The 23,683-nt window shown below is 52.8% G+C and carries 21 protein-coding genes; 15 read left to right on the top strand and 6 right to left on the bottom strand.

Annotated features, from left to right (window positions below):
• Positions 1 to 8 precede the first annotated feature (8 nt).
• The 5 genes from AC07N2_RS15200 to AC07N2_RS15180 form a co-directional block, all read right to left on the bottom strand.
• Positions 9 to 2,486, bottom strand: a complete 2,478-nt coding sequence (locus AC07N2_RS15200) for a TonB-dependent receptor (protein WP_494779008.1) — start codon at positions 2,484 to 2,486, stop codon at positions 9 to 11.
• Positions 2,487 to 2,567: 81 nt separating this feature from the next.
• On the bottom strand, positions 2,568 to 3,557 hold the full coding sequence (locus AC07N2_RS15195) for a FecR family protein (RefSeq protein WP_494779007.1): 990 nt from the start codon (positions 3,555 to 3,557) through the stop codon (positions 2,568 to 2,570).
• The gene (locus AC07N2_RS15190) at positions 3,554 to 4,057 is read right to left on the bottom strand and encodes a sigma-70 family RNA polymerase sigma factor (RefSeq protein WP_494779006.1); all 504 of its coding nucleotides are present in this window, start codon (positions 4,055 to 4,057) and stop codon (positions 3,554 to 3,556) included. The genes AC07N2_RS15195 and AC07N2_RS15190 overlap by 4 nt, the downstream gene beginning before the upstream one ends.
• Positions 4,058 to 4,220: 163 nt before the next feature.
• Positions 4,221 to 4,631, bottom strand: coding sequence for a group III truncated hemoglobin (locus AC07N2_RS15185; protein ID WP_494779005.1), 411 nt, complete (start codon positions 4,629 to 4,631; stop codon positions 4,221 to 4,223).
• A 90-nt stretch (positions 4,632 to 4,721) separates the two neighbouring features.
• Entirely contained in the window at positions 4,722 to 5,627 is a 906-nt protein-coding gene (locus AC07N2_RS15180) for a LysR family transcriptional regulator (protein ID WP_494779004.1), read from the bottom strand.
• 117 nt (positions 5,628 to 5,744) lie between these two features.
• Here AC07N2_RS15180 and AC07N2_RS15175 point away from each other — a divergent pair, with 117 nt between their 5' ends.
• The gene (locus AC07N2_RS15175) at positions 5,745 to 6,485 is read left to right on the top strand and encodes an SDR family oxidoreductase (RefSeq protein ID WP_494779003.1); all 741 of its coding nucleotides are present in this window, start codon (positions 5,745 to 5,747) and stop codon (positions 6,483 to 6,485) included.
• A gap of 78 nt (positions 6,486 to 6,563) precedes the next feature.
• Here the strand turns inward: AC07N2_RS15175 and AC07N2_RS15170 are convergent, their stop codons facing one another.
• Complete coding sequence (locus tag AC07N2_RS15170; RefSeq protein ID WP_076591098.1) at positions 6,564 to 7,730, bottom strand: mandelate racemase/muconate lactonizing enzyme family protein; 1,167 nt, start codon at positions 7,728 to 7,730, stop codon at positions 6,564 to 6,566.
• 112 nt (positions 7,731 to 7,842) lie between these two features.
• Between AC07N2_RS15170 and AC07N2_RS15165 the strand changes: the two genes are divergently transcribed.
• The 14 genes from AC07N2_RS15165 (at position 7,843) to AC07N2_RS15100 (ending at position 23,664) form a co-directional block, all read left to right on the top strand.
• The gene (locus AC07N2_RS15165; protein WP_494779002.1) at positions 7,843 to 8,760 is read left to right on the top strand and encodes a LysR family transcriptional regulator; all 918 of its coding nucleotides are present in this window, start codon (positions 7,843 to 7,845) and stop codon (positions 8,758 to 8,760) included.
• Between the two features lie 301 nt (positions 8,761 to 9,061).
• Positions 9,062 to 10,741, top strand: a complete 1,680-nt coding sequence (gene cydD / locus AC07N2_RS15160) for a thiol reductant ABC exporter subunit CydD (RefSeq protein WP_494779001.1) — start codon at positions 9,062 to 9,064, stop codon at positions 10,739 to 10,741.
• Positions 10,738 to 12,438 (top strand): amino acid ABC transporter ATP-binding/permease protein, encoded by a 1,701-nt coding sequence (locus AC07N2_RS15155; RefSeq protein WP_494779000.1) that lies wholly within the window; start codon positions 10,738 to 10,740, stop codon positions 12,436 to 12,438. The genes cydD and AC07N2_RS15155 overlap by 4 nt, the downstream gene beginning before the upstream one ends.
• A gap of 54 nt (positions 12,439 to 12,492) precedes the next feature.
• Positions 12,493 to 14,097, top strand: coding sequence for a cytochrome ubiquinol oxidase subunit I (locus AC07N2_RS15150; RefSeq protein WP_494778999.1), 1,605 nt, complete (start codon positions 12,493 to 12,495; stop codon positions 14,095 to 14,097).
• Positions 14,094 to 15,248, top strand: a complete 1,155-nt coding sequence (gene cydB / locus AC07N2_RS15145; protein WP_494778998.1) for a cytochrome d ubiquinol oxidase subunit II — start codon at positions 14,094 to 14,096, stop codon at positions 15,246 to 15,248. Before AC07N2_RS15150 ends, cydB begins: the two co-directional genes overlap by 4 nt.
• Before the next feature lie 67 nt (positions 15,249 to 15,315).
• Positions 15,316 to 15,438: a cytochrome bd-I oxidase subunit CydX gene (gene cydX, locus AC07N2_RS15140; protein ID WP_494778997.1), complete on the top strand. Its 123-nt coding sequence runs from the start codon at positions 15,316 to 15,318 to the stop codon at positions 15,436 to 15,438.
• A gap of 203 nt (positions 15,439 to 15,641) precedes the next feature.
• A complete protein-coding gene (locus tag AC07N2_RS15135; RefSeq protein WP_494778996.1) occupies positions 15,642 to 17,276 on the top strand; it encodes a Na+/H+ antiporter in 1,635 nt (544 codons plus the stop codon).
• Between the two features lie 192 nt (positions 17,277 to 17,468).
• Complete coding sequence (queE, locus tag AC07N2_RS15130) at positions 17,469 to 18,104, top strand: 7-carboxy-7-deazaguanine synthase (RefSeq protein ID WP_494778995.1); 636 nt, start codon at positions 17,469 to 17,471, stop codon at positions 18,102 to 18,104.
• A gap of 5 nt (positions 18,105 to 18,109) precedes the next feature.
• Positions 18,110 to 18,559 (top strand): 6-carboxytetrahydropterin synthase QueD, encoded by a 450-nt coding sequence (gene queD, locus AC07N2_RS15125; protein ID WP_076591105.1) that lies wholly within the window; start codon positions 18,110 to 18,112, stop codon positions 18,557 to 18,559.
• Positions 18,560 to 18,568: 9 nt separating this feature from the next.
• Complete coding sequence (tadA, locus tag AC07N2_RS15120) at positions 18,569 to 19,060, top strand: tRNA adenosine(34) deaminase TadA (protein WP_494778994.1); 492 nt, start codon at positions 18,569 to 18,571, stop codon at positions 19,058 to 19,060.
• Between the two features lie 112 nt (positions 19,061 to 19,172).
• On the top strand, positions 19,173 to 19,994 hold the full coding sequence (locus tag AC07N2_RS15115; protein WP_494778993.1) for an esterase/lipase family protein: 822 nt from the start codon (positions 19,173 to 19,175) through the stop codon (positions 19,992 to 19,994).
• Between the two features lie 11 nt (positions 19,995 to 20,005).
• A complete protein-coding gene (locus AC07N2_RS15110) occupies positions 20,006 to 20,917 on the top strand; it encodes an alpha/beta fold hydrolase (protein WP_494778992.1) in 912 nt (303 codons plus the stop codon).
• A 3-nt stretch (positions 20,918 to 20,920) separates the two neighbouring features.
• Positions 20,921 to 21,880: a muramoyltetrapeptide carboxypeptidase gene (gene ldcA, locus AC07N2_RS15105; RefSeq protein ID WP_494778991.1), complete on the top strand. Its 960-nt coding sequence runs from the start codon at positions 20,921 to 20,923 to the stop codon at positions 21,878 to 21,880.
• Between the two features lie 182 nt (positions 21,881 to 22,062).
• Positions 22,063 to 23,664, top strand: a complete 1,602-nt coding sequence (locus tag AC07N2_RS15100; RefSeq protein WP_076591110.1) for an ABC-F family ATPase — start codon at positions 22,063 to 22,065, stop codon at positions 23,662 to 23,664.
• The last annotated feature ends 19 nt before the right edge of the window (positions 23,665 to 23,683 follow it).

Here is a 23,683-nt window from a genome sequence, read left to right as displayed (position 1 = left end):
GCTGCGACTTACCAGCGATGCGTATAGCTGACAGACAGTGTCGCGCCTGTCGCCGGCAAACGACTATTGTTGTTGCCACTACGGATGAGTTGGCTATACAGCGGCAGATAATATTTGTTGAACAGATTCTGCACGCCTATCGTGATGGAATCATGTTTATCCAGTTTGTAACGACTGACCACATCGACTGTGTAATAGCCTTTGACATCGGCTCTGCCGAACTGCGTTTTGCCATCGGCCAGACGATAATCCTTGGAACCGAACCAGGTCAGTTGTGCGCGATTGCTCCAACGTTCATTGGGTTGATATTGCACATAGCTGGTGATCTTGACGGGTGGGATGCGGTAGCCGGTCATTTGCTGTGTTTTCGTTGCGTTCTGCGGCAACTCACGACCTTGCATCCATGTGAAGGTGGCGCCGCTCGCCCATTTTTCATCATCACTGTAGTGATCGACGGTTGCTTCCAAACCATTGATTTTTTCACTAGTGCGCGTCAGTACCAAGCCGTTGTTGAATGACTGCACAGCGCCCAGGTCGGAGGTGGAGCGGAACAGTGCCAGCGATGCCATCGTGTTCGTAAAGCGGCCACGCCAACCCAATTCATAGTTGTCGGTTTTCACCGGTTCCAATTGGGAAGAGTTGAGGTTAAAGCCTGCTTGTGCATTACGCAATATCAGGCCGACGTCAGGCAAATCGAAACCCTGACTGACCGATGTATAAAACTCCTGACCTTTGACTGGTTTGAATACGATGCCTGCGTTGTGCATTAATGCATCGTAATTGACCTTGCCGCCTTGAACCATTACTGGATTGGGGACTTTGGATTGTGACAAGGGCTGAAAGTCATTGACTGAGGCGCTGCTTCTTTCATAGCGCAAGCCACCTTCGAGCGACCATTGATCATTGAGCTTGTGTTGCAATTGAGCGAAAGTGCCGATACTGCGCGTCGTGGTCCAAGGCAGATAGATTTGCTGACCTGTCTTGCGGAATACCAGACCGCCGCTGGCATCGTAGGCGGCCGGATCGAATATGTCGATAGGCATATTGCTGCGCTCTTGTATGAAATCTGCGCCCCATACCAAGCGTGTATCTTCCTTGCTGCCTAACGGTGTATCCAAGGTCAAACGACCACCGAATACCTTATTGTTTTGCATGACTTGATCGATGTTTTTGCCACGCGTGATGCTTGCGTTACGCGCATCGAAAGGCGTAAAGCGGGTGAAGTTATCGCGTCCATAGACAAGTGCTGATAGCGAGCCGCCCAAGACATCTTTGTGTTCGTAATTAAGGCTGAGCAAAGTGTTTTCTACTTCGTTCTGATTCGCCAGTTGCAGGCCTTTGATGGCACGCGCTGTGGTGCTGCCTATCGGTGTTGTGGAAACTGCCGGATCGCTGGCATAATCGGTGTCTTGTTTTGCGCGCAGATAGCTGGCCGCAAGTTGTAGTCGTTGGTTGGCATCGATGCGGAAGCCGATCTTGCCACCTAAGCTATAGGTGTTTGAATCGAATAGATCGCCTTGACTCGCATCTGGTGCAATACGATCACCGTGCGCATCGTAGGAGCCACCTATGCGGCGATAAGATGCGTCTACTTCATAATCGACGACATCGCCTTTGCCAGAAAAATAATGCTGTACCTGTGCACCCAAACCTTTGCTTGTCAGCTTGGATAGCGCTGCATCCATCGATATCGTGGTTTCTGCAACAGGCTCGCCGCCGACAGGGCGCGTTGTGACCGAAATGATGCCGCCGCTTGCGCCGCTACCGTAGATCGCATTACTGCCGCGCAGGACTTCGATACGATTGATACGACTGGGATCGATATTGACCAGATTGCGTGCGGAGTCGCGATTGGTATTGAGAGGGATGCCATCGACGAGAACCAGCGCATTGCGTCCGCGCAGCGTTTGTCCAAAGTCGGTGAGGTTGCGACTGGAATCTGATAATCCGGGCACGCTCTTGGTCAGCATTGCGCCCAAATTGGGCGAAGTGGCGCGCAGATCGGCCAGTTCCTGTCCTTCAATCACGGTGATTTGTCGCGTCGGCTGCATCAAGCTACTGCCGGAACGCTCTGTCGTCACGACGACAGTAGGCATGATGTCAGGCGCTGAAGGAATCGATGCTGCACTGATTTCTGCCGCTGTCTTGCGTCGAATATGTAAAGCACCATTGGCGATCGTTTCTGCTGTCAGATCGCTGCCACTCAATGCTTGCCGCACGGCTTCGTCGGCTGACAGGCGGCCATTGACTGCTGCTGCCTGATGTCCTGCGATCAAGGCTGGATCGGCAACGATAGTGCGGCCGCTTTGCTGGCCGATGCGAGTCAGTGTGGCGCTCAATGGTCCTGCCGGGATATTCAGTTGAACTGCGCTCGCAGTGGAAGCTGGGCTGGCGCTTTGTGCCAATGCGCCGGCTTGTGTACAGGCAATGGCAACAGCGAAGGCGATACGGCTTAGTTTCAAACGAGAGATGTGTATGTGCTGCATGAGAAGGTCCCTTTTGGTTTGTTTTCAATAACCATGTGGAACGAAATGGAAAAACCCCTCATGCTTTTTAAAAATTAATTGCTATGCCTGTTTGATATCGATGGAAATCAACCAATTGCCGTAGTGACGTATCTGCAATGGCAAGGTATATGTCAATGTGCGTAAGGCATGACCGGGATCATCCAGTGGAAATACGCCGAACACGCGCAATTCTGCAGCTTCTGGTGAAACGCGTATGAGGCCGCTGTAATAGGGTTTGTAGGCAGCGATGACTTCGGCCAGCGTGGCGTTCTCGATTGCCAGCATGCCATCTGACCAAGCGGCACGCGCGGTGGCATTGCCTGCTATCGGATCGATTTGTGCCGAGGTGAATGAAGCACCTTCACCTTCGCGTATGCGCATCTGTTGGCCATCGCGCGTGCGCAATTCAATACTGTGCTCAAGGACCACGACTTGCGATTGTGCAGTGCGCTGACTGACCAGGAAGCGCGTGCCCAGGGCTTGCACCGTGCCTTGACTGGTACGAACGATAAACGGACGTTGCGCGTCCGGCGCGACGGTGACAATCAATTCGCCTTCACGCAAATGCAATTGCCGCGTGTCTGGATTGAAGTCGATATCCGCTGCCGAGCGTGCATTCAATTCGACGCTGCTGCCATCGGCCAGGGTAAACGTTTGCCTTTGTCCTGTGCCTGTGCGCAGATCGGCCATGAACTGGCTAATCGGCATGCTGCGATTGGCAACGATGGCTGAGGCACCGCCCAGTCCGGCAAATGCCAGCGCGCCGCGCAGCAGTTTTCTGCGGCGAGTGCCGAGCAGGGCGCGTTGCGTCGCCTGGATTTGCCCCGGAGCACGCAGACCGGCATCGCGCACGATAGTCAATGAATCGTTCAACAAGCCAGCGACACGATTCCATGCCATTTCATTCGCAGGATCGGCGGTGCGCCAATGTTCAAAGGCTAGCCGATCTGCATCCGTCAAGGTGTCCGATTCAAAGCGGATCAGCCAATCTACTGCGGTATGGAGAAGCCGTTCGTGAACAACAGGCGTGTGATCGATTGCCGGATTCATGGCGCCCATTGCAGGCATTGCAGCAGCGCGCGCTTCATATAGCGTTCTACAGTGGCAAGCGAGACATCTAGTTTCACGGCGATTTCTGGATAGGTCAGGCGATCCAGACGGCTGTAGAGAAATGCTTTCTTGACTGGCAGCGGGAGTGCATCGAGTGCGCGGTCTATCTGTTCTATGGCTTCCAGCAATACCGTACGTTCTTCTGGGGACAGGGCGACAGCTTCCGGCATTAACATCAGCGATTGCAGATAGGCTTTTTCCAGATCCTGCCTACGCCATAGATGGAAGAGGACGCGTTTGGCGATGGTCGTCAAAAATGCGCGCGGCTCCGTAATTGTCGCGACGCTCTTGCATTCCACGACTTGAGTAAAGGTTTCTGAAGTGACGTCTTCCGCGTCTGCACGACTGGATAAGCGACGCTGCAATCTGGACAGCAGCCACGGCTGATGTTCGACATAAAGCATCTTTAAAACGGCAGACGATGAGGGATGGATGGGCACAACGATTCTCCGAGGCTTGTGTTGTCACAAGTCCTTTATTTATGTAAATGAGAATCGTTATTATTGCATGAAGATGTAAAAACGAGCTTGTTTTTATCGTCGGATGGCGGCTAGTGCTGCTTTTTTACGACGTCGGCAATATGCTTTGTACAAGTCGCAACATTCAGCTTTGAGAGAAATCCAGATCAGTCGGTAGCGCATCCGGCTGGCGATTCATTTGGTAGCTGTACCAAAGACTTTGTGCGATGCGCTGTGCGGAAGCATAGGCACGTTCGCTCATCGCGTCATTCGGCTGTTCATTGAGGGTTTCCTTGAACAGCGCCAGCCAGCGTTGAAACAGCGCGGGATCCAGATGATGTAGCGCGATATGTTTTTGCATCGGTGTACCGCTATAACGGCCGGTGCCGCGCAGTATCGATGACCAGAAGTCGACCAGTTTGCTCAAGTGGTGATCCCAGTTGTCGATATGACCGTTGAAGATAGGGCCGAGTACGGCATCCAGTCGCACCTTTGCGTAAAAGGCATGAACCAATTGCGTGACTTCTTCATCGGTACACAGTTCGTGTGATGACACTTGTTTCTCCAGTATGTAATGCGTTGATACCTAGGTTCACATGATAGGCCGTGCAGCTCGTTAATGCTTATGCGGCTGCCCCATGTTTGCTTATTGTTTCTGCGGCGGTAAGGCGCGTTCGAATATTTCCTTCAGCCATTCTGCGAAGATGCGGACACGCGGAGACAGTTGTCGATTATGTGGATACAAGACGTTGATCGGCATCAATGGAGGTGGAAACTTTGGTAATACGGACTTCAAGATGCCGGATTCCAATTGAGGAATGATGTGATAGCGCGGCACTTGTATCAATCCCAATCCGGCGATCGCGCATTCGGTATAAATCTCTGCACCGGTTACGGACACCGCGCTGGGAATGTCGATCAGCTTGGCTTTACCGTTCACGGTAAATTCAAACGGATAAGGTTTGCCGGTAGAACTGGAGATGTAATTGACCGCTTTGTGTGTGGCAAGGTCTGCGATGTTGCGTATGGGTTTGTGCTTGGCCAGATAAGTAGCGCTGGCGCATGTGACTTGTTCAAGCAACGCAACCCTGCGCCCGATCAGAGAAGAGCTTTGTGGATTGCCGCCACGCAATACGCAATCTATACCGTCGCGTACCAAATCGACCAGCAGATCACTCACATCGATGTGCAATTCGATATCTGGATAACGTGCCAGAAAATCCGGCAGAGCAGGAACGACGAAATGTGCGGCCAGAGTGCCTTGCAAGCTGACGCGCAACAATCCCTTGGGGGCAGCATTATGGAAGGCACCATCCGCTTCTTCCACGTCGGCCAGCAGACGCACGCAGCGCGCGTAATAGGCATCGCCATCCAGCGTCGGTGTCACTTGTCGCGTCGTACGATTGAGCAAACGCGCGCCTAGTCGTTCTTCCAATCGGCTCATCGCATTGGTGACGGTGGCGCGCGGCAGTTGCAGGTCATCCGCCGCTTTGGTAAAGCTGCGACGTTCCATGATGCGCACAAAAATCTGCATTTCCTGAAATCGATCCATGAGATGGCCTTATTGATTGTTATTGAATTTCGAATAATGAAGTCGATTTTAGCCTGATTATCTTTTTTGTGGTTTGTCGCACAATCCGTCCATACCAACATTTTGAGGAAAAGCATCATGACTAAGCAAGCCAAAAAAGTAGCCATCATTACCGGTGCATCACGCGGCATAGGTGCAGCAATCGCAGAGCGTCTGGCGCATGACGGCTTTGCCGTCGTCATCAACTACGCCAATAGTGCAACAGAGGCTGATGCCCTGGTTGCCAAACTGGCAGCGGACAAACACGAAGCCATCGCTGTCCAGGCCGATGTGTCCAAGGCGGCAGATGTGCGTCGCCTGTTTGATGAAACTGAACAAAAGCTGGGCAAGGTCGATGTACTGATCAATAACGCCGGCATTTTAAAAACGGCACCGTTGGCAGAGAGCAGCGATGAAATGTTCGAGCAAACATTCAGCATCAATGTACGCGGCACGTTCAATACTTTGCGTGAAGCGGCGACGCGTTTGAATGATGGCGGTCGCGTGGTGAATTTTTCCAGCACGACGGTGGCAATGAACTTGCCTAACTATGCGGTCTACAGCGGTAGCAAAGCTGCAGTGGAAGTGTTGACGCCGATCTTTGCGAAAGAGATGCGTGGTCGCAATATCACTGTCAATGCTGTCGCACCGGGACCGGTGGCAACGGAATTATTCTTTAATGGAAAAACCGAAGCGCAGATTCAGCAGTTCGCCAATATGCCGCCGCTGCAACGTCTTGGTCAGCCTGATGATATTGCTGCGACAATTTCATTCCTGGTTGGCAAGGATGGCGGCTGGATTAATGGGCAGGTATTGCGGGCGAATGGGGGATTGGCCTGATCCTGCGAGAGTTGTAACAAACTTGATTGAAAAAAACGCCGACATGATGAGTGTCGGCGTTTTGTTTTGTACTGATGTTTAAGCAGAGAGCTTTTGCATTTCACTATACAGATCGGCTTTGCCTTCAAAACCGATGCCAGGCAGATCAGGCAATGTGATGTAACCGTTATCGACCTTGGCACCATCAGGGAAGCCGCCGTAAGGCTGGAATAAATCAGGATACGACTCGTTGCCACCCAGACCCAGACCAGCTGCGATATTCAACGACATTTGATGGCCGCCGTGTGGAATGCAGCGTTTGCGTGACCAGCCGTGCTCATGCAGCATATCCAGCGTGCGTAAGTACTCCACCAAGCCATAGCTCAGTGCGCAATCGAATTGCAGCCAGTCACGATCCGCACGCATGCCACCGTAGCGAATCAGGTTGCGTGCATCTTGCATGGAGAACAGGTTTTCTCCGGTCGCCATTGGCTTGTCGTAATAATTGCGTAAGGTCGCTTGCAATTCAAAATCCAATGGATCGCCGGCTTCTTCATACCAGAACAAATCGTATTGCGATAAGGCTTTCGCATACTTGATTGCGGTATCCAGATCGAAGCGGCCATTCGCATCGACTGCGAGTTTTTGGCCATCGCCGAGTACGCTGAGGATGGAGTCGATACGACGCAAGTCTTCATCCAGCGATGCGCCGCCGATTTTCTTCTTCACTACGGTATAGCCGCGATCAATATAGCTGCGCATCTCATCCTTGAGCTTGCCGTGATCTTGTCCAGGGTAGTAGTAACCGCCAGCCGCGTAGACAAAAATCTTGCGATCGGGCTGACCATTGCCATAACGATCAGCCAGCAATTGAAAGAGTGGCTTGCCTTCAATTTTGGCGACGGCATCCCATACCGCCATATCGATGGTACCGATGGCAACGGAACGTTCGCCGTGGCCGCCTGGCTTCTCGTTGGTGAACATCGTGTTCCAGATCTTGTGCGGATCGAGGTTGTCACCGGCATCGTTGACGAGCGAGGCTGGATCGGCTTCCATCAAGCGCGGGATGAAGCGTTCGCGCATCAGCATGCCCTGGCCGTAACGACCATTCGAGTTGAAACCGTAGCCGACGACTGGCTTGCCGTCACGGATGACGTCGGTAATGACCGCCACCAGACTCAGTGTCATCTTGCTGAAATCGATGTATGCATTGCGTATAGGGGAGCTAATCGGTAAAGTCTTTTCGCGGATTTCAACTATTCTCATGCGGGTCTCCTGAAAACATCGCGTCTGGTCGATGTGGAATATGGAAAGCGCTAGCTTATTCGCAGAACGCGTACTTATAATTCACCGCAAGTCATATAACTATTCACCCCCAGTGAAAACTGACATCTCATCCGAACTTGAATTCTTTGTGCTGATTGCCCGCCACGGCAATCTCTCGGCGGCTGCGCGCGCGCTCGATATCACGCCACCGGCGGCAACCAAGCGACTGGCGCAACTGGAAGCACGCCTGGGCGTCAGGCTTATCAACCGGACGACGCGTAGCATCAGCCTCACCAGCGAAGGCGAGACCTATCTGGGTTACGCGACCAGAATTCTGGAAGAAGTAAAGGAAATGGAGGACGCAGTGTCGTCGGGTGGCTCTACGCCACGCGGACTGTTGTGCGTCAATGCGACCTTGGGCTTTGGCCGTACGGCGATTGCACCGCTGGTGTCTGAATTCGCCAAACTCTATCCACATGTAGAAGTGCAATTCGAAGTGACGGACAAGCCGATTGATCTGGTGGAGAGTGGCTTTGATTTGGCGATACGCTTTGGTGACTTGCCGGATACGCGTCTCAATGCACGCAAGATCATGTCTAACCGTCGTTTTCTGTGCGCATCGCCGATTTATCTGGAACGTCACGGCACACCCAAGACGCTAGCCGACTTAAGCAGGCATCGCTGTATTACGCATCGCCAGAATGATGAAGCAGCCGGTATCTGGCGTTTCACGCACAAGGGAAATAGCGAAGTCGTCAAAGTGCAGAGCGCACTATCCAGCAATGACGGTGATATCGTTCTGGGTTGGGCGCTAGATGCGCACGGCATCCTGATTCGCTCCGAATGGGATTTGGCGAAGTATGTGAAGAGCGGACGGCTGAAAATTGTCTTGCCCGATTTTGTCCTGCCGTCGGCGGACTTGTTCGTCTATTACCCGAACCGACGTAATCAGAGTACACGGGCGAGGGTGTTTATCGATTTCCTCGTTGAGCATGTCGATATGCTGGCAGACTTGCCTCTCTCCAGTTAGCTGTCATACGATCAGATAAAACGAGCATAAATTTGATATAGCGCAAGAAGTTAAATATTCGATGCCGGATAATGCTCGGCATGATGTGTACACCAGCAATACCCGTTTTTGATCCATTTTTCGCGCGACCAAGCAAAGCTTATTCATCGGCAGGAAATCTGCTACGGCTAATTACAGATCTATCTGATACTGTCTACAACGCTCGCCAAGGCGTATGCTGTCATCAATCTCATCGGATCCGATGTAATGAAGCACGTGCTGTCACGCAATGAGATGGCAATGCGCAAAAATGCAAGGCACTATGCGAACTACTCCAGCCGCTTTCCTTCGATTGCGATCCGGTAAAGGGATTGATGTCGGAAGTTTGCTGCAAGCGTTTGCATCATTGCTGTGGTTGCCGCAGGCAGCGCTGCTTGCTTATGCACTGCAGCGTCTGGCTGACGGCGATGGACTCGCCTCTATATATCTTCCTGCTTTCCTGATTTTCATACTTGGTGTGTTGCGTGCGCTGTGCGATGCGTGGGGTATGCGCCGTGTTTTTAAAACGGCGCGTGCTGACCTCTCGCAATTGCGTGAACGCGTGGCATTGTCGCTGGCGGTGCGTTCTCCGCTGGACGCACTGCGACCTGCATCGGGCCTGGCCGCAAGTGTAATTGCCGAGCAGGCCGAAGCAGTCGTCCCTTATCTCACACGTTATCGCCCCGCACGTCTGCGTTGCACGATTGTTCCGTTGGCGATTCTTGTCGTCGTTTTTCCACTTTCCTGGATTGCTGCATTCATTCTGCTGGTGGCGGCTCCGCTGATTCCAATCTTCATGGCACTGGTTGGCTGGCGTGCGAAAGCAGCGAGCGAAGCGCAGATGGTGGAGATGGGCGGCATGAATGGTTTTTTGCTGGATCGTCTGCGCGGCTTGGCGACGCTACGTACATTGGATGCAGTAGAGACGACAGCACAGCGCTTGCAGGAATCGGCACAGTCGCTGCGACACCGCACGATGAATGTGTTGCGCATCGCCTTCTTGTCCTCGGCAGTTCTTGAGTTGTTCGCAGCCTTGGGTGTGGCGATGATGGCGGTTTATATCGGTTTTCATTTGCTGGGACAAATCGAATTCGGCACATGGGGTACGCGTCTGACTTTGGGGCAGGGTTTGTTCATCCTGTTGTTGGCACCGGCTTTCTTTGAGCCTTTGCGGGAGTTATCCAGTGTCTGGCACGACAAGGCCGCGGGCGATGCTGCACTGGATGCGATCGCTCGTTTGACAGCGCAAGGATTGCTGTTGCCGGATGCAGAGCAACAGACAAAGAAAACAGCTCAAACAACGGAACGCGTTGCGCCGTCTATCGATGTACAAGGCCTGTGTTTTTCATATTCAGATGCAAGCGCTACTGTATTTGATGAATACGATCTACATGTCGCTGCAGGTGAGCGTATTGCCATCGTGGCGCCTAGTGGTGGCGGTAAATCGACACTGCTGTCCTTGATAGCGGGCATGGTGTCTGCGCAGTCTGGCGAGATCGCGATCGATGGCGTGACGCTGTCTGCGAATACGGTAGCTGAATTGCGTACACGTATGGCTTGGATAGGGCAGAAGCCGCATATTTTCTCCGGCTCGGTCCGTGCGAATGTGGCACTGGGTCGCGCCGATGTTGATGTGGCTGATGTTGCTGCAGCACTGCGTTTCGCTTCACTGGATGCTGTGTCGCAAGCACACCCTGGCGTTGGCTTGAGTGAAGGCGGTGGCGGCTTGTCGGGCGGTGAAGCCGTACGCCTGGCACTGGCGCGTGCAGCGGTGGATAAGCATGCTGACTTGCTGTTGGTCGATGAGCCAACTGCCCATCTTGATAGCGCTACGGCACAACAGGTGACGGATGCCTTGCTGCAGCTGGCGCAGGGCAAGACCATGATCATCGCGACGCACGATCCAATCCTGGCAGCGCGCATGGATCGCGTGATCGTGTTGGATGCGCAGGAGTCTGAATGAGACTGTGGCGCGATCTCCATCCTGTGTTGAATTTGTTTGCGGCCGAGTGCCGGAATAAATTGTTGCTGGGCGCGTTGCTGGCTGCCGTGACGGTGTTATCCGGCATGACACTGCTCGGTTTATCCGGTTGGTTCATTACGGCGACGGCGATTGCCGGATTGAATACAAGCATGGCATTTACCTTCGATGTGTTCATGCCCTCGGCAGGCATACGCTTATTGGCCTTGGGGCGTACTGCTTCGCGTTATGGCGAAAGATTGGTGACGCACGATGCGACGTTAGCGGTGTTGGCTGCCTTGCGTGTGCGCTTGTTCCGTGGCTGGGCGCAACCGGAAGCGGCACGGCGTTTGCTGTCGCGACCTGCACAATTGTTGTTCCGACTGACAGGCGATATCGATGCGCTGGATTCGCTGTATTTACGCATACTTGTGCCCGTTGGCGCAGCACTGGCAGCAGCGTTGGCAATCGGTGTGGCATTGGGTTTTGTGCAGATATGGTTGGGCGTAGCAATTGCGCTGTGGCTGATTGTGACGGGCTTGGGAATTACATTATTCGTGGCGCAACGTGCGCGTCCTGCCGCGCGTCGTCGCAGCTATGCGATGGAAGCTTTACGTGCCCGCAGTATCGATCTGGTTGCGGGGCAGACAGAGTTAATCATGACTGGCCGCCTTGATGCACAGCGCGCTGCCTTGGCAAGTGCTGATCATCATCTGGCACGTGCTGACGATGCCTTGAATCGTTTGGAAGCGCAGGCGGGCATGGCGTATGGCGTGGTCGGCACATTGACGTTGACGGGAACCTTGCTTGCTGTTGGCGCATTGGTAGGAGCGGGTGCAATAGGTACGCCTATCGCTGCGCTTGCCTTGTTGTTGGTGCTGACCGCAACGGAACCATTTTCTGCTTTGCGACGCGGTGCCTTGGAATTGGGACGTACGGTGTTGGCGGCACGTCGTCTTGCTCCGCGTATGCAGGAAGCAAAAGCCAATACCATTCCCGCACAAATTCTACCTAGTGAATACGTCGTTAATCTGATCAACATCAGCGCGCATCCTGCAGGTAGCGATGCGCCTGGCATTGCCGTTCTTCACGACATCTCGCTCACGCTAGGCGTCAACGAACGCGTTGCCTTGATTGGTGCGAGTGGAGCTGGGAAATCCACATTGATGGCAGTTGTCGCCGGGGAACTGAGCGTGCGATCCGGCACGGTACAAGTTGCGCCGCATTGCCTGCTGCCGCAACGTACTGAACTGTTTCAGGACAGCTTGCGCGATAACTTGCGCCTGGCCGATCCGGGTGCCGACGATACGCGGCTGTGGGAGGTATTGCAGACAGCCGGTTTGGCCGACGATGTTGCAGATTTGCCAAAAGGGCTGAATACACGCTTGGGCGAGGGCGGTTTGGGCTTGTCCGGCGGGCAATTGCGTCGTTTGGCACTGGCACGCTTGTTATTGAGACAAGTGCCGCTTTGGCTCCTGGATGAGCCGACGGAAGGGCTGGATCCAGCGACGGCGCGGGATGTTTTACAAAGATTGAAGATGCAAGCTACGGGACGTGCTTTCCTGTTGGCAACACATGTGCGACGTGAGGCAGAGTTGGCAGACCGCTTGGTTTGTTTGCAACATGGGCGTATTGTTGCTGATGTGAAGCGTAGCGATGCAGATTTTGAGGGTGTGTTGAACAGCTTGCGGCCGGATTGATAGTGGCTTCAAGAAGCAGGCACGACGAAGAATTTAAGCACAAAAGGGAGCTACATGGAACTCGATATTGTTTCTTTATCACGGCTACAGTTTGCCACGACAGCGTTGTATCACTTTCTGTTCGTGCCGCTGACTCTCGGCCTATCTATCATCCTCGCCATTATGGAAACGGTCTATGTCATGACCGGTCGCGTCATCTGGCGCGATATGACCAAATTCTGGGGCACCTTGTTCGGTATCAACTTCGCGATGGGTGTGGCGACCGGCATCGTCATGGAATTTCAGTTCGGCATGAACTGGAGTTACTACAGTCATTACGTGGGCGATATTTTCGGCGCACCGCTGGCGATTGAAGGCTTGATGGCTTTCTTCATGGAAGCCACTTTCGTTGGTCTGTTTTTCTTCGGCTGGGACAAGCTCTCCAAGGTAGGTCATTTGGTCGCAACCTGGGCGGTGGCTATAGGCTCCAATTTTTCCGCTTTGTGGATCTTGATCGCCAATGGCTGGATGCAGAATCCAGTTGGTGCGGTCTTCAATCCGGAAACAATGCGGATGGAAGTCAGCGATTTTTTCTCGGTGCTGACTAATCCGGTAGCACAAGCCAAGTTCGTACATACGGTTTCTGCCGGCTATGTAACGGCGGCGATCTTCGTGCTGGGTGTATCTGCATGGTATGTGCTTAAAGGTCGCCATCTGGAACTGGCCAAACGCTCGATGACGGTAGCCGCATCATTCGGTTTGGCTGCCGCGCTGTCGGTTGTCGTACTTGGTGACGAAAGCGGTTACCTCTCTACCGAACATCAAAAAATGAAACTGGCTGCGATTGAGGCCATGTGGGAAACCGAACCTGCGCCAGCCAGTTTTACCTTGATCGGTTTCCCTGATCAGGCTGCGCGCGAAACGCATTATGCAATTCATATCCCGTGGGTGATGGGTTTGATTGGTACGCGTTCGCTCGATACCGTGATTCCCGGCATCAATGAATTGGTACAGCACGCGGAGTTACGTATTGCCAATGGCATACGCGCCTACGATGCCTTGCAGAAAATACGCGCGGCAGGTAGTTCTGCCAACATCACGCAGGCCATGCGCACGGAGTTTGAAGATAACGGTCATGACCTCGGTTATGCGCTGCTGCTCAAGCGCTATGTAGACGATCCGCGACTGGCGACACCTGAACAGATCAGCAAGGCTGCATTGGATACGGTGCCGCAGGTTGCTCCACTGTTCTGGTTGTTCCGCATCATGGTCGGGATCGGTCTCTTCATGATTCTGCTGACGGCGACTTTCTTCGTACTGTCTGCACGTCGTGAACTGGATCGTCATCGCTGGTTGCTGAAGCTGGCGGTGTGCGCGATTCCATTGCCGTGGATTGCGGTTGAGGCGGGTTGGCTGGTGGCCGAGTTCGGTCGACAACCGTGGGTGATTGAAGGCGTCTTGCCGACTGCAGTGGCGGTGTCGAATCTGGGTATCAAAACCCTGTTGATTACACTGGCCGGTTTTGTGCTGATTTATACCGTGCTGTTCGTGATCGAGATAAAACTGATTTTCAAAACGATCAAACAAGGGCCGACTTCAGAGCATTCGCCTACAACAGGTGTGAACGTCAATTCCGCTGCCGCTAGTGCAGTCCCTCTCGCCAAGCCGGAGCAATTATGATTCTGCATACTCTCATAGACTATGACACTCTGCGCCTGATCTGGTGGGCATTGATAGGTGTACTGCTGGTCGGTTTTGCCGTGACGGATGGCTTTGATCTGGGAACTGGAATCCTGCTGCCTTTTGTTGGTCGTACCGATATTGAGCGACGTGTCGTCATCAACAGTGTTGGTCCAGTGTGGGAAGGCAATCAGGTTTGGCTGATACTGGGCGGCGGCGCTATTTTCGCTGCCTGGCCGCAGTTGTACGCGGTGTCTTTCTCCGGATTTTATCTCGCGATGTTTGTGATTCTGACCGCATTGATTTTACGACCGGTGGCGTTCAAATTTCGCAGCAAACGTGAAGATCCGCGTTGGCGTGCGAGATGGGATTGGGTCTTGTTTTTCAGCGGTTTTGTACCGACGCTGATCTGCGGTGTGGCTCTGGGTAATGTGTTGCAAGGTGTGCCGTTCCGACTCGATTCCAGCATGCATATTTTTTACGATGGCAGCTTCTTCGGTTTGCTTAATCCATTTGCCATATTGTGCGGATTGGTATCGGTCGCCATGCTGATCATGCACGGCGCAGCGTGGCTGCAGTTGAAAACAGATGGTGCAATTGCTGGTCGGGCGCGACAGTTCGGTAGCGTGGCTGCATTGGCTACGATCGTGTTGTATGCGGTCGCTGGTTTGCTGCTGTGGAAATATATTGATGGCTATCGCATCAGTAGCGTTGTCGATCCATTAGGCCCATCCAATCCTTTGCTGAAAACAGTTGAAGGACATCCTGGTGCATGGTTCGTCAATTATCAGGAACATGCGTGGACGATGGCGGCACCGGTTCTGGGTTTTGTTGGTGCCGTGGGTGCGTTGCTGGGTTTGCGCTTGCGTCGCGAAATTTTTGCGCTGCTGTGTAGTGCATTGAGTGTGAGCGGCATCATTTTGAGCGTGGGTGCATCGATGTTCCCATTCATCTTGCCTTCATCCATTGATCCGCGTGCCAGCTTGACGGTGTGGGATTCGTCATCCAGTCATTTGACGCTATTCATCATGCTGGTTGTGACGGCTATCTTCATTCCTATCATCGTGGCGTACACCACTTGGGTGTATCACGTGCTGTGGGGCAAGGTCGATGAAAAAGAGATCCGTGATGAAACCAAACACGCTTATTAATTGTGAAGAAACTCCAACCTCTGGCTACCGTCATCTGACGGTAGCCAGTTAAAGACAAGGACAAATCATGTGGTATTTCGCCTGGATACTCGGCTTGCCTCTCGCGGCTGCTTTTGCCGTACTGAATGCGATGTGGTACGAACTGATGGAAGATGAGGCCATCCGCAAGGAGGGGATGAGTAAGCCTTGATGGTAACTATGTAAGGAGAGTGAGCATGGATTGCCTCAGAGAAAACCAGTGTAGGCATTGCCTTTGTATTTTTCTGATCCATGTTCACTTTGTCGCTTCAGCGTAAAATCGATGCCTGGCAGCTTGTGCGGAAACTCTGGTTTTCCCATCTGCATTACGTAAGTCATTCGTGTGCTTAGGCACCATTTGAAACTCAGGCTTAGATGCACACCGTTACGATCATTCTCATTTTGCTTCTCGCCGTAGTGGCTAGCGCCTTTATCGCGCGTTTAGTGCCGCTCAAAATCCCTTTACCCTTGATTCAGATTGCCACCGGCGCTGCGCTTTCTTACGGCTTCGGGATGAGTGTGCCGCTGGATCCTGAGTTTTTCTTTCTGTTCTTCATTCCGCCTTTGCTGTTTCTGGATGGCTGGCGTATTCCTAAAAGTGCGTTCTTCCGTGATGCGCGTCCGATAGTCACGTTGGCCATCGGACTGGTTCTGTTCACCGTGGTTGGCATGGGTTATTTCATCCACTGGATGATTCCGGCAATTCCACTGGCCGCGGCTTTTGCGCTGGCGGCGATACTGTCACCGACTGATCCGGTTGCCGTATCCGCGATTGCGTCGCATAGCCCGATTCCTTCACGCATGATGCATATCCTGGAAGGCGAGGCATTGTTGAACGATGCGTCGGGTCTGGTGTGTTTTCGTTTTGCGGTAGCGGCGGTGATTACCGGTAGTTTTTCCTTGTTTGATGCTTCGCTGGAATTCTTGCAAACGGCAGGCGGTGGTTTGCTGATAGGTATTGGTGTTGCATGGTTGATCGGCATCTTGAATCGCTGGCTGGTCGCAGCAGCTGGTGAAGATCCAGGCACGCAAATCCTGATCAGCCTGCTGATACCTTTTGCCGCGTATCTGGGCGCAGAGCATATAGGCGGTTCCGGCATTCTCGCCGCTGCTGCTGCTGGTATCACCATGCATTATGCGGATCTGGTTGGACGTCGTTTGGCAGCAACGCGCATGCAGCGCCGCGCTGTGTGGGACACGATACAGATGGCCTTGAATGGCGTGATCTTCGTCATCCTTGGAGCGCAATTGCGGGCGACTGTCGATGGCTTGCCCGGCATTGCGCTGGAGATGGGTTTGAGTACGGCGTGGTGGCTGGCATTTTATGTGCTGGCGATTACGACGGTCCTGGCTGTCCTGCGGTTCTTGTGGGTGTGGAGTTCTTTTAAATTCACCTTGTTTCGCGCCAAGCGAAATGGGGATGAAATCGTCAAACCATCTTTTTTCCTGCTGTTGGTCGGTGCATTTGCTGGTGTGCGTGGCGCGATTACCCTGGCGGGTATTTTGACCTTGCCGTTTTTGCTGCCGAATGGCGCGGAGTTTCCGGCCAGGGATTTGCTGATTTTCCTCGCAAAAGGCGTGATTCTGCTGTCTTTGCTGAGCGCCAGTATCGCCTTGCCGATCTTGACCAGGGATTTGGAGTTTTCTCCGGAACCGATCATGGGCGCGGGAGAGTGGCAGGCGCGAGCGGCGGCGGCTGAAGCGGCGATACGTCGTATCGAGCAATTGATGAAGAGTATGAGCGCTAACGATGCCTACGCTGAAGCGGCGACGCGCGTTACCGAGTTGTACCAGCGCCGACTGGATTATGGGAACGAAGGTGATGAAGCTACACGGATACATCTACAGGCAGATGCGGAGCGCAGCTTGAAGCTGGAGGCGATCCGGGCTGAACGCGATGAACTGTTTCAAATGTGGTTGAGCAACAAGCTGGATGACTCCGTGCATCAACGCCTGTTACGCGAGCTGGACTTGATCGAAGGAGCTTTGTCGCGTCCGACCGAACATTGAGTCGATGTTCCTCTGTAGCACGGTAATACGCGGGCTAGTCTATAATGACGGCCTTCGACCATGCCTTTAAAACCGCGATTCGCAGCCAGATGCGCTGCTTTTCTGGCCGGTGGCGCATGCATAGCTTCGCAATCGATTGTCATTGCGGCAAGACATTCATTCCTCGCATTATTTAGTTATTCGGCACACATTTTGACTTACAGCGTAAAAGAGATTTTCTACACACTTCAGGGCGAGGGCGCGCAAGCCGGACGTCCTGCGGTGTTTTGCCGTTTTTCCGGCTGTAATTTGTGGACTGGTCGCGAGAGCGATCGTGCGACGGCAGTGTGCCAGTTTTGCGATACCGATTTTGTCGGTACTGATGGTGTAGGCGGTGGCAAGTTTGTCGATGGCGTGGCTCTGGCGAATACCATCAATGCTTTGTGGCCTGAGTCTTACGCAGCGAGCAAATACGTCGTCTTTACCGGTGGCGAGCCTTTGCTGCAACTGGATAAAGCCCTGATAGATGCGATGCATGCTGTTGGTTTCGAGATCGCGATAGAAACCAACGGCACCTTGCCGGTACCGGAAGGCGTCGACTGGATATGCGTCAGTCCGAAGATGGGCTCGCAACTGGTCGTGCGCAAAGGTAGTGAATTGAAGGTCGTGATTCCGCAAAACGATCAGTCGTTAGCGGCTTACGAAGCGTTGGAATTCGAGCACTTCTTCGTGCAGCCTATGGATGGCCCTTTGGCAGAACAAAATACCAAGCTTGCGATTGATGTCTGCAAACGCAATCCGAAATGGAAGCTGAGCTTGCAGACCCATAAACTTTTACAGATACCGTAACCTCTATGTTGACTATTACCCGCAAGCTGGAATTCGATGCCGGCCACCGCATTCCCGATCACAAAAGCCAGTGCCGCAATTTGCACGGCCATCGCTATACGCTGGAAATTACCTTGGTCGGTGCCGTGATCGAAGTAGAAGGTAGCTCAGATAACGGCATGATCATGGATTTTTCCGATATCAAGTCGCTGGCGAAACAGCATCTGGTTGATGTCTGGGATCACGCTTTTCTCGTCTATGAGAAGGATGCCAAGGTACGCGAATTCCTCGAAAGCATTCCAGGCCATAAAACCGTGATCATCGACCGTATTCCTACGGTGGAAAATCTGGCGCAGACCGCATTCAATATTCTGAATGCCGCGTATCAGGATCATTACGGTACGGGCTTACGCTTGCAAAAACTGGTGCTGCACGAAACCCCGAATTGCTGGGCTGAAATTACAGCAGAAGGCTGATCGACTGCGATGCAAGATGCAATCTTCATGCGGCAGGCGCTGGATCAGGCGCACAACGCCTGGGCGCTGGGTGAGGTGCCGGTTGGCGCGATCGTTGTCAAAGACGGTCAAGTCATCGCTACCGGCTTCAATCAGCCGATAGGCACGCACGATCCTACTGCACATGCAGAAATCATGGCCTTGCGCGCCGCAGCGACCATACTTGGCAATTACCGTCTGCCTGGCTGTGAAATGTTCGTGACCTTGGAGCCATGCGCAATGTGTTCCGGCGCGATGATACATGCGCGCCTGTCACGCGTGGTATTTGGCGCATCCGATCCTAAAACCGGCGCTTGCGGTTCCGTTGTTAATCTGTTCGAGCAAAATCAACTCAATCACCATACGCAATTGACCGGCGGCGTGATGGCCGATGAATGCGGCGCGCTATTGAAAGAGTTTTTTGCCGAGCGTCGTAAAGCTGCACAGTTAGCGGCGAAATCTGTGGTTCCTGACTCGCTCTGAGTCGCAGCATCTCCTTCCTTTTTCATCCCTCCCTGTTTGTGTGCAGCGTTAATCGTTGAACCACACGCCGCATGCGTACTCCAATCAAGACTTGCCTTGATCTGGGGAAACCATGATGGCTACATATCGTTCCACCGATACGTCCAATGAAACAAGCGTGCTGAAGCCGCCTAGCATGCTGTTATTTGCATTGGAAGGGCGCGCGCCGTGGGAATTGGGTGCAGCTTTGCTGGCGGCTCCCTTGTTGAAGGATGTACCTCAAGGTGATGGGCATCCTGTCATGGTGTTGCCGGGTTTGATGGCTGGCGATTTTCTGACGCTCTTTCTGCGTAAATTTCTTAAAAATTGGGGCTATGCGGCGTATGCCTGGGAGCAAGGTGTGAATCTTGGGCCGCGCGATGGTTTATTGGAAGAGTGCGTGGTACGCGTCAAGGAGTTAAGCGAAAAGCACGGGCAAAAAGTCAGTTTGGTAGGTTGGAGTCTCGGCGGTATTTATGCACGAGAAATTGCGAAAGCTGCACCGAATGACGTACGTTGCGTAATCACTTTAGGTTCGCCATTTACCGGTCATCCGACGGCGACCAATGCCTGGCGTTTGTATCAGATGGTCAGTGGCAAGCCGGCCGTCGATGAAGTGCAAATTTCAGAACTCAAGAAAACGCCGCCGGTGCCGACCACCTCGATTTTCAGTCGTACCGATGGTATTGTGTCGTGGCAGTGTTGCATCGAGCAGGAAAGCGATCACTCTGAAAATATTGAAGTGCATGGCAGTCATACCGGCATGGTCGCCAACCCGACGGTGCTGTATGCCATTGCGGATAGATTGGCGCAACCGGATGGGCTATGGAAACGTTTCGATCGCAATGGTCATCAAGGTGTTAAAAAATTCATTTATCGTGATCCACAACGTGCACCTCGTGCCGGTGGTTTTTAGAAAGTTTTTCCTTGCCGACTATTCATGTAAATAACGTAGACATTGCGTATGAAACCCAAGGCAATCCGGATGATCAAGCTATCTTGCTGATCATGGGCTTGGGGATGCAACTCATTTCATGGCCGGATGCTTTTTGCGATGGCTTGGTGCGACAAGGATTCTATGTCATACGCTTCGATAATCGCGACAGCGGACTGTCGAGCAAATTGCATCATTTAGGCAAGCCCAATACGGTGCTTGCTTTAATCAAGCTGGCGTTTCGTATTCCAATTTCTGCCGGTTATACCTTGGACGATATGGCATCCGATGCGGTCGGTGTGCTAGATGCTTTGGCTATCAAGAAAGCGCATATCGTCGGCGCGTCCATGGGCGGCATGATCGCGCAGATCGTCGCGGCCAATTATCAGGAACGCACATTGAGCCTGACTTCCATCATGTCGACCAGCGGTCGACGCGGTTTGCCGGGACCGACCAAAGCGGCGCGCAAGGTTTTGTTTGCCAAACCGCCCGATCCTAGCGATCAGAAGGCTGTCATAGAACATTTCGTCAATACGATGGAAGTGATCGGTAGTCCTGGCTATCCAGTCGCGCATGAAGTTCTGCAAGAACGTATTGCGCAAAGCGTGCAGCGCAGCCTCGCACCGGTTGCTACTTCGCGTCAATTGCTGGCGATAGGTGCATCGGGTGATCGTGTCGAATTGTTGAAAACCGTGCGTGTTCCATCTCTGGTGATACACGGTGCCGATGATCCATTGTTGCCGGTCGCTTGCGGTCGTGAAACAGCCGAATTGATACCGAATGCCGTCATGCAGGAAATCGACGGCATGGGACATGATTTGCCGGATGGCTTGAATGATCATCTGTCGCAATTGATAGGTGATCATTGCCACGCTGCGGGCAAATTGTATGGACCAACCGAATAAAAAATGAACGCTGAATTGAATCTATCCCTACGCAAGCTCACAGCAGTTAACGGCAGTAGGCAACCCGTTGTTGCACTTGTTTCTCCCAGTGGTTATGCAGTGAGTCCTGATGCGGTCGAGCGCGGAATTGCGACACTGCAGGCGCAAGGATGTCAGGTAAAAAATTTCACTGATTCCGCCAGAAAATTCCAGCGCTTTGGCGCAACTGACGATGAGCGGGTTGCGCAGTTATATGCAGCGGCACAAGATCCTGAAGTGGACATCGTGCTGGCATTGCGTGGCGGTTACGGCTTGACGCGATTGTTGCCGTCGCTGGATTTCAAGACGCTGGCTGCCAGCGGGAAATTGTTTGTCGGGCATAGCGACTTCACCGCTTTGCAAATGGGCTTGCTGGCGCAAACCGGCGCAATTAGTTTTTCCGGTCCGATGTTGTGTGACGACTTTGTACGCGATGAGTTGAGTGTATATACGCTGCGTAATTTTTGGCAGTGCATCACGCAGAAAGAACACACTATTACAGCGCAAACTGAAGGCAATCCTACACTCGATGTCAGTGGCACCTTGTGGGGCGGCAATCTGGCGATGCTGGCGCATTTGGTGGGTTCGCCTTACTTGCCAAAAGTGCAGGGCGGCATACTGTTTGTCGAGGATGTGAACGAGCATCCATACCGTGTTGAACGGATGATGTTGCAGTTATTGCATGCAGGTGTGCTGGATCATCAGAAGGCGATATTGCTGGGCGATTTTTCCGCTTATCGTCTGACCGACTACGACAACGGCTATGACTTCGAGCAGATGGTGGCGTATTTGCGTGCCAACTTGCCGGTACCCGTGTTGACTGATTTGCCATTTGGGCATGGTCGTGACAAGGCGACACTGGTAGTTGGTGCGCAGGCCACGTTGCGTTCGCAAGCTGATTCTTTCGCGTTGACGATGCAGGGCTATCCGAACCTGGCGAGATGAAGTGAGACAGATTGCCATCTGTCGTGGCGGCTATTTTCTTAGGTAAAAAACAATAAATAACTGTCGATTCGCATGACTTTTGGCGGTGTTCATTCCTCCATATCCCGCGTTCAGAGCGGATCACTCCTCTGAGATGATAGAATAGAAGGTTATTCGAATTCATATCCGCAAAGGCTTTATCAGTGTTATCCACAGCTAATATCACGATGCAGTTCGGCCCCAAGCCGCTGTTTGAAAACATTTCCGTCAAGTTTGGCGATGGCAACCGCTACGGCCTGATTGGTGCCAACGGTTGCGGCAAATCCACATTCATGAAAATCCTCGGTGGCGATCTCGATTCATCCGCCGGTACGGTCATGCTCGATCCAAACGAACGTTTGGGTAAATTGCGTCAGGATCAATTCGCGTTTGAAGAAATGCGCGTGTTGGATGTGGTGATGATGGGCCACACAGAAATGTGGGCAGCGATGGCTGAGCGCGATGCAATTTACGCGAATCCGGACGCAACCGACGACGACTACATGAAGGCGGCCGATCTCGAAGCAAAGTTTGCTGAGTACGATGGCTACACAGCAGAATCGCGTGCGGGCGAGTTGTTGCTGGGTGCTGGCGTTGCAATCGATTTGCATCAAGGTCCGATGAGTAATGTATCGCCAGGCTGGAAGCTGCGCGTATTGCTGGCGCAAGCCTTGTTCTCGAATCCAGACATTCTGCTGCTCGACGAACCGACCAACAATCTGGATATCAACACGATACGCTGGCTGGAAGATGTGCTCAACGAGCGCAACTCCACCATGATCATCATTTCCCATGATCGTCACTTCTTGAATCAAGTGTGTACGCACGTGGCCGATATGGATTACGGCACGCTGAAGATTTATCCAGGCAATTACGACGACTACATGTTCGCTTCGACCCAGGCGCGTAATCAGCAACTGGCCAACAATGCGAAAGCAAAAGACAAGGTCGCTGAGCTGCAGGAATTCGTACGCCGCTTTGCTGCGAACAAATCCAAGGCGCGTCAGGCTACATCACGTGCCAAGCAGATCGAGAAAATCAAGGTTGACGATATCAAACCATCGTCACGTGCTTATCCGTTCGTGCGCTTTGACGGTGAGAAAAAGTTGCATCGTCTGGCAGTGGAAACAGAAACCATCACCAAGGCATTCGATCGCCAACTGTTCAAGAACTTCAGCATCATGGTTGAAGCAGGCGAACGTATCGCGATTATCGGTGCCAACGGCGCCGGTAAAACGACCTTGCTGCGTTGCATCGGTGGCGAAGACATTACCGGCTTGTCAGCTGATCAAGGCCGTATCAAATGGGCGGAAAACGCCAACGTCGGCTACATGCCGCAAGATCCGACCGAAGACTTCGCCAGCGACAAGAATCTGAGCGACTGGATGGGTCAATGGACACAGGAAGGCGACGATGATCAGGCAGTTCGTTCCATCCTCGGTCGTTTGCTGTTCGGTGGCGACGATGTGAAGAAATCGGTCAAGGTCTTGTCCGGTGGTGAAAAAGGTCGCATGACCTACGGCAAATTGATGCTGGGCCGTCACAACGTCTTGTTGATGGATGAGCCGACCAATCACATGGACATGGAATCGATTGAATCCTTGAACATTGCGCTGGAAAAATACGCCGGTACACTGATCTTCGTTTCGCACGATCGTGAGTTCGTATCCTCGCTGGCAACGCGTGTGCTGGAAGTGAAAGATGGTGAAATCATCGACTTCCAAGGCACATACGAAGAATACTTGTCCAGCCAAGGCATCGAGTAATACTGGTAATGTAAAAGCG

This window comes from Herminiimonas sp. GW821-FHT09C12 (genome assembly GCF_059416385.1).
The sequence above is the reverse complement of the archived record's forward strand: the minus strand, read 5'-3'. Positions and strand labels throughout refer to the sequence as shown.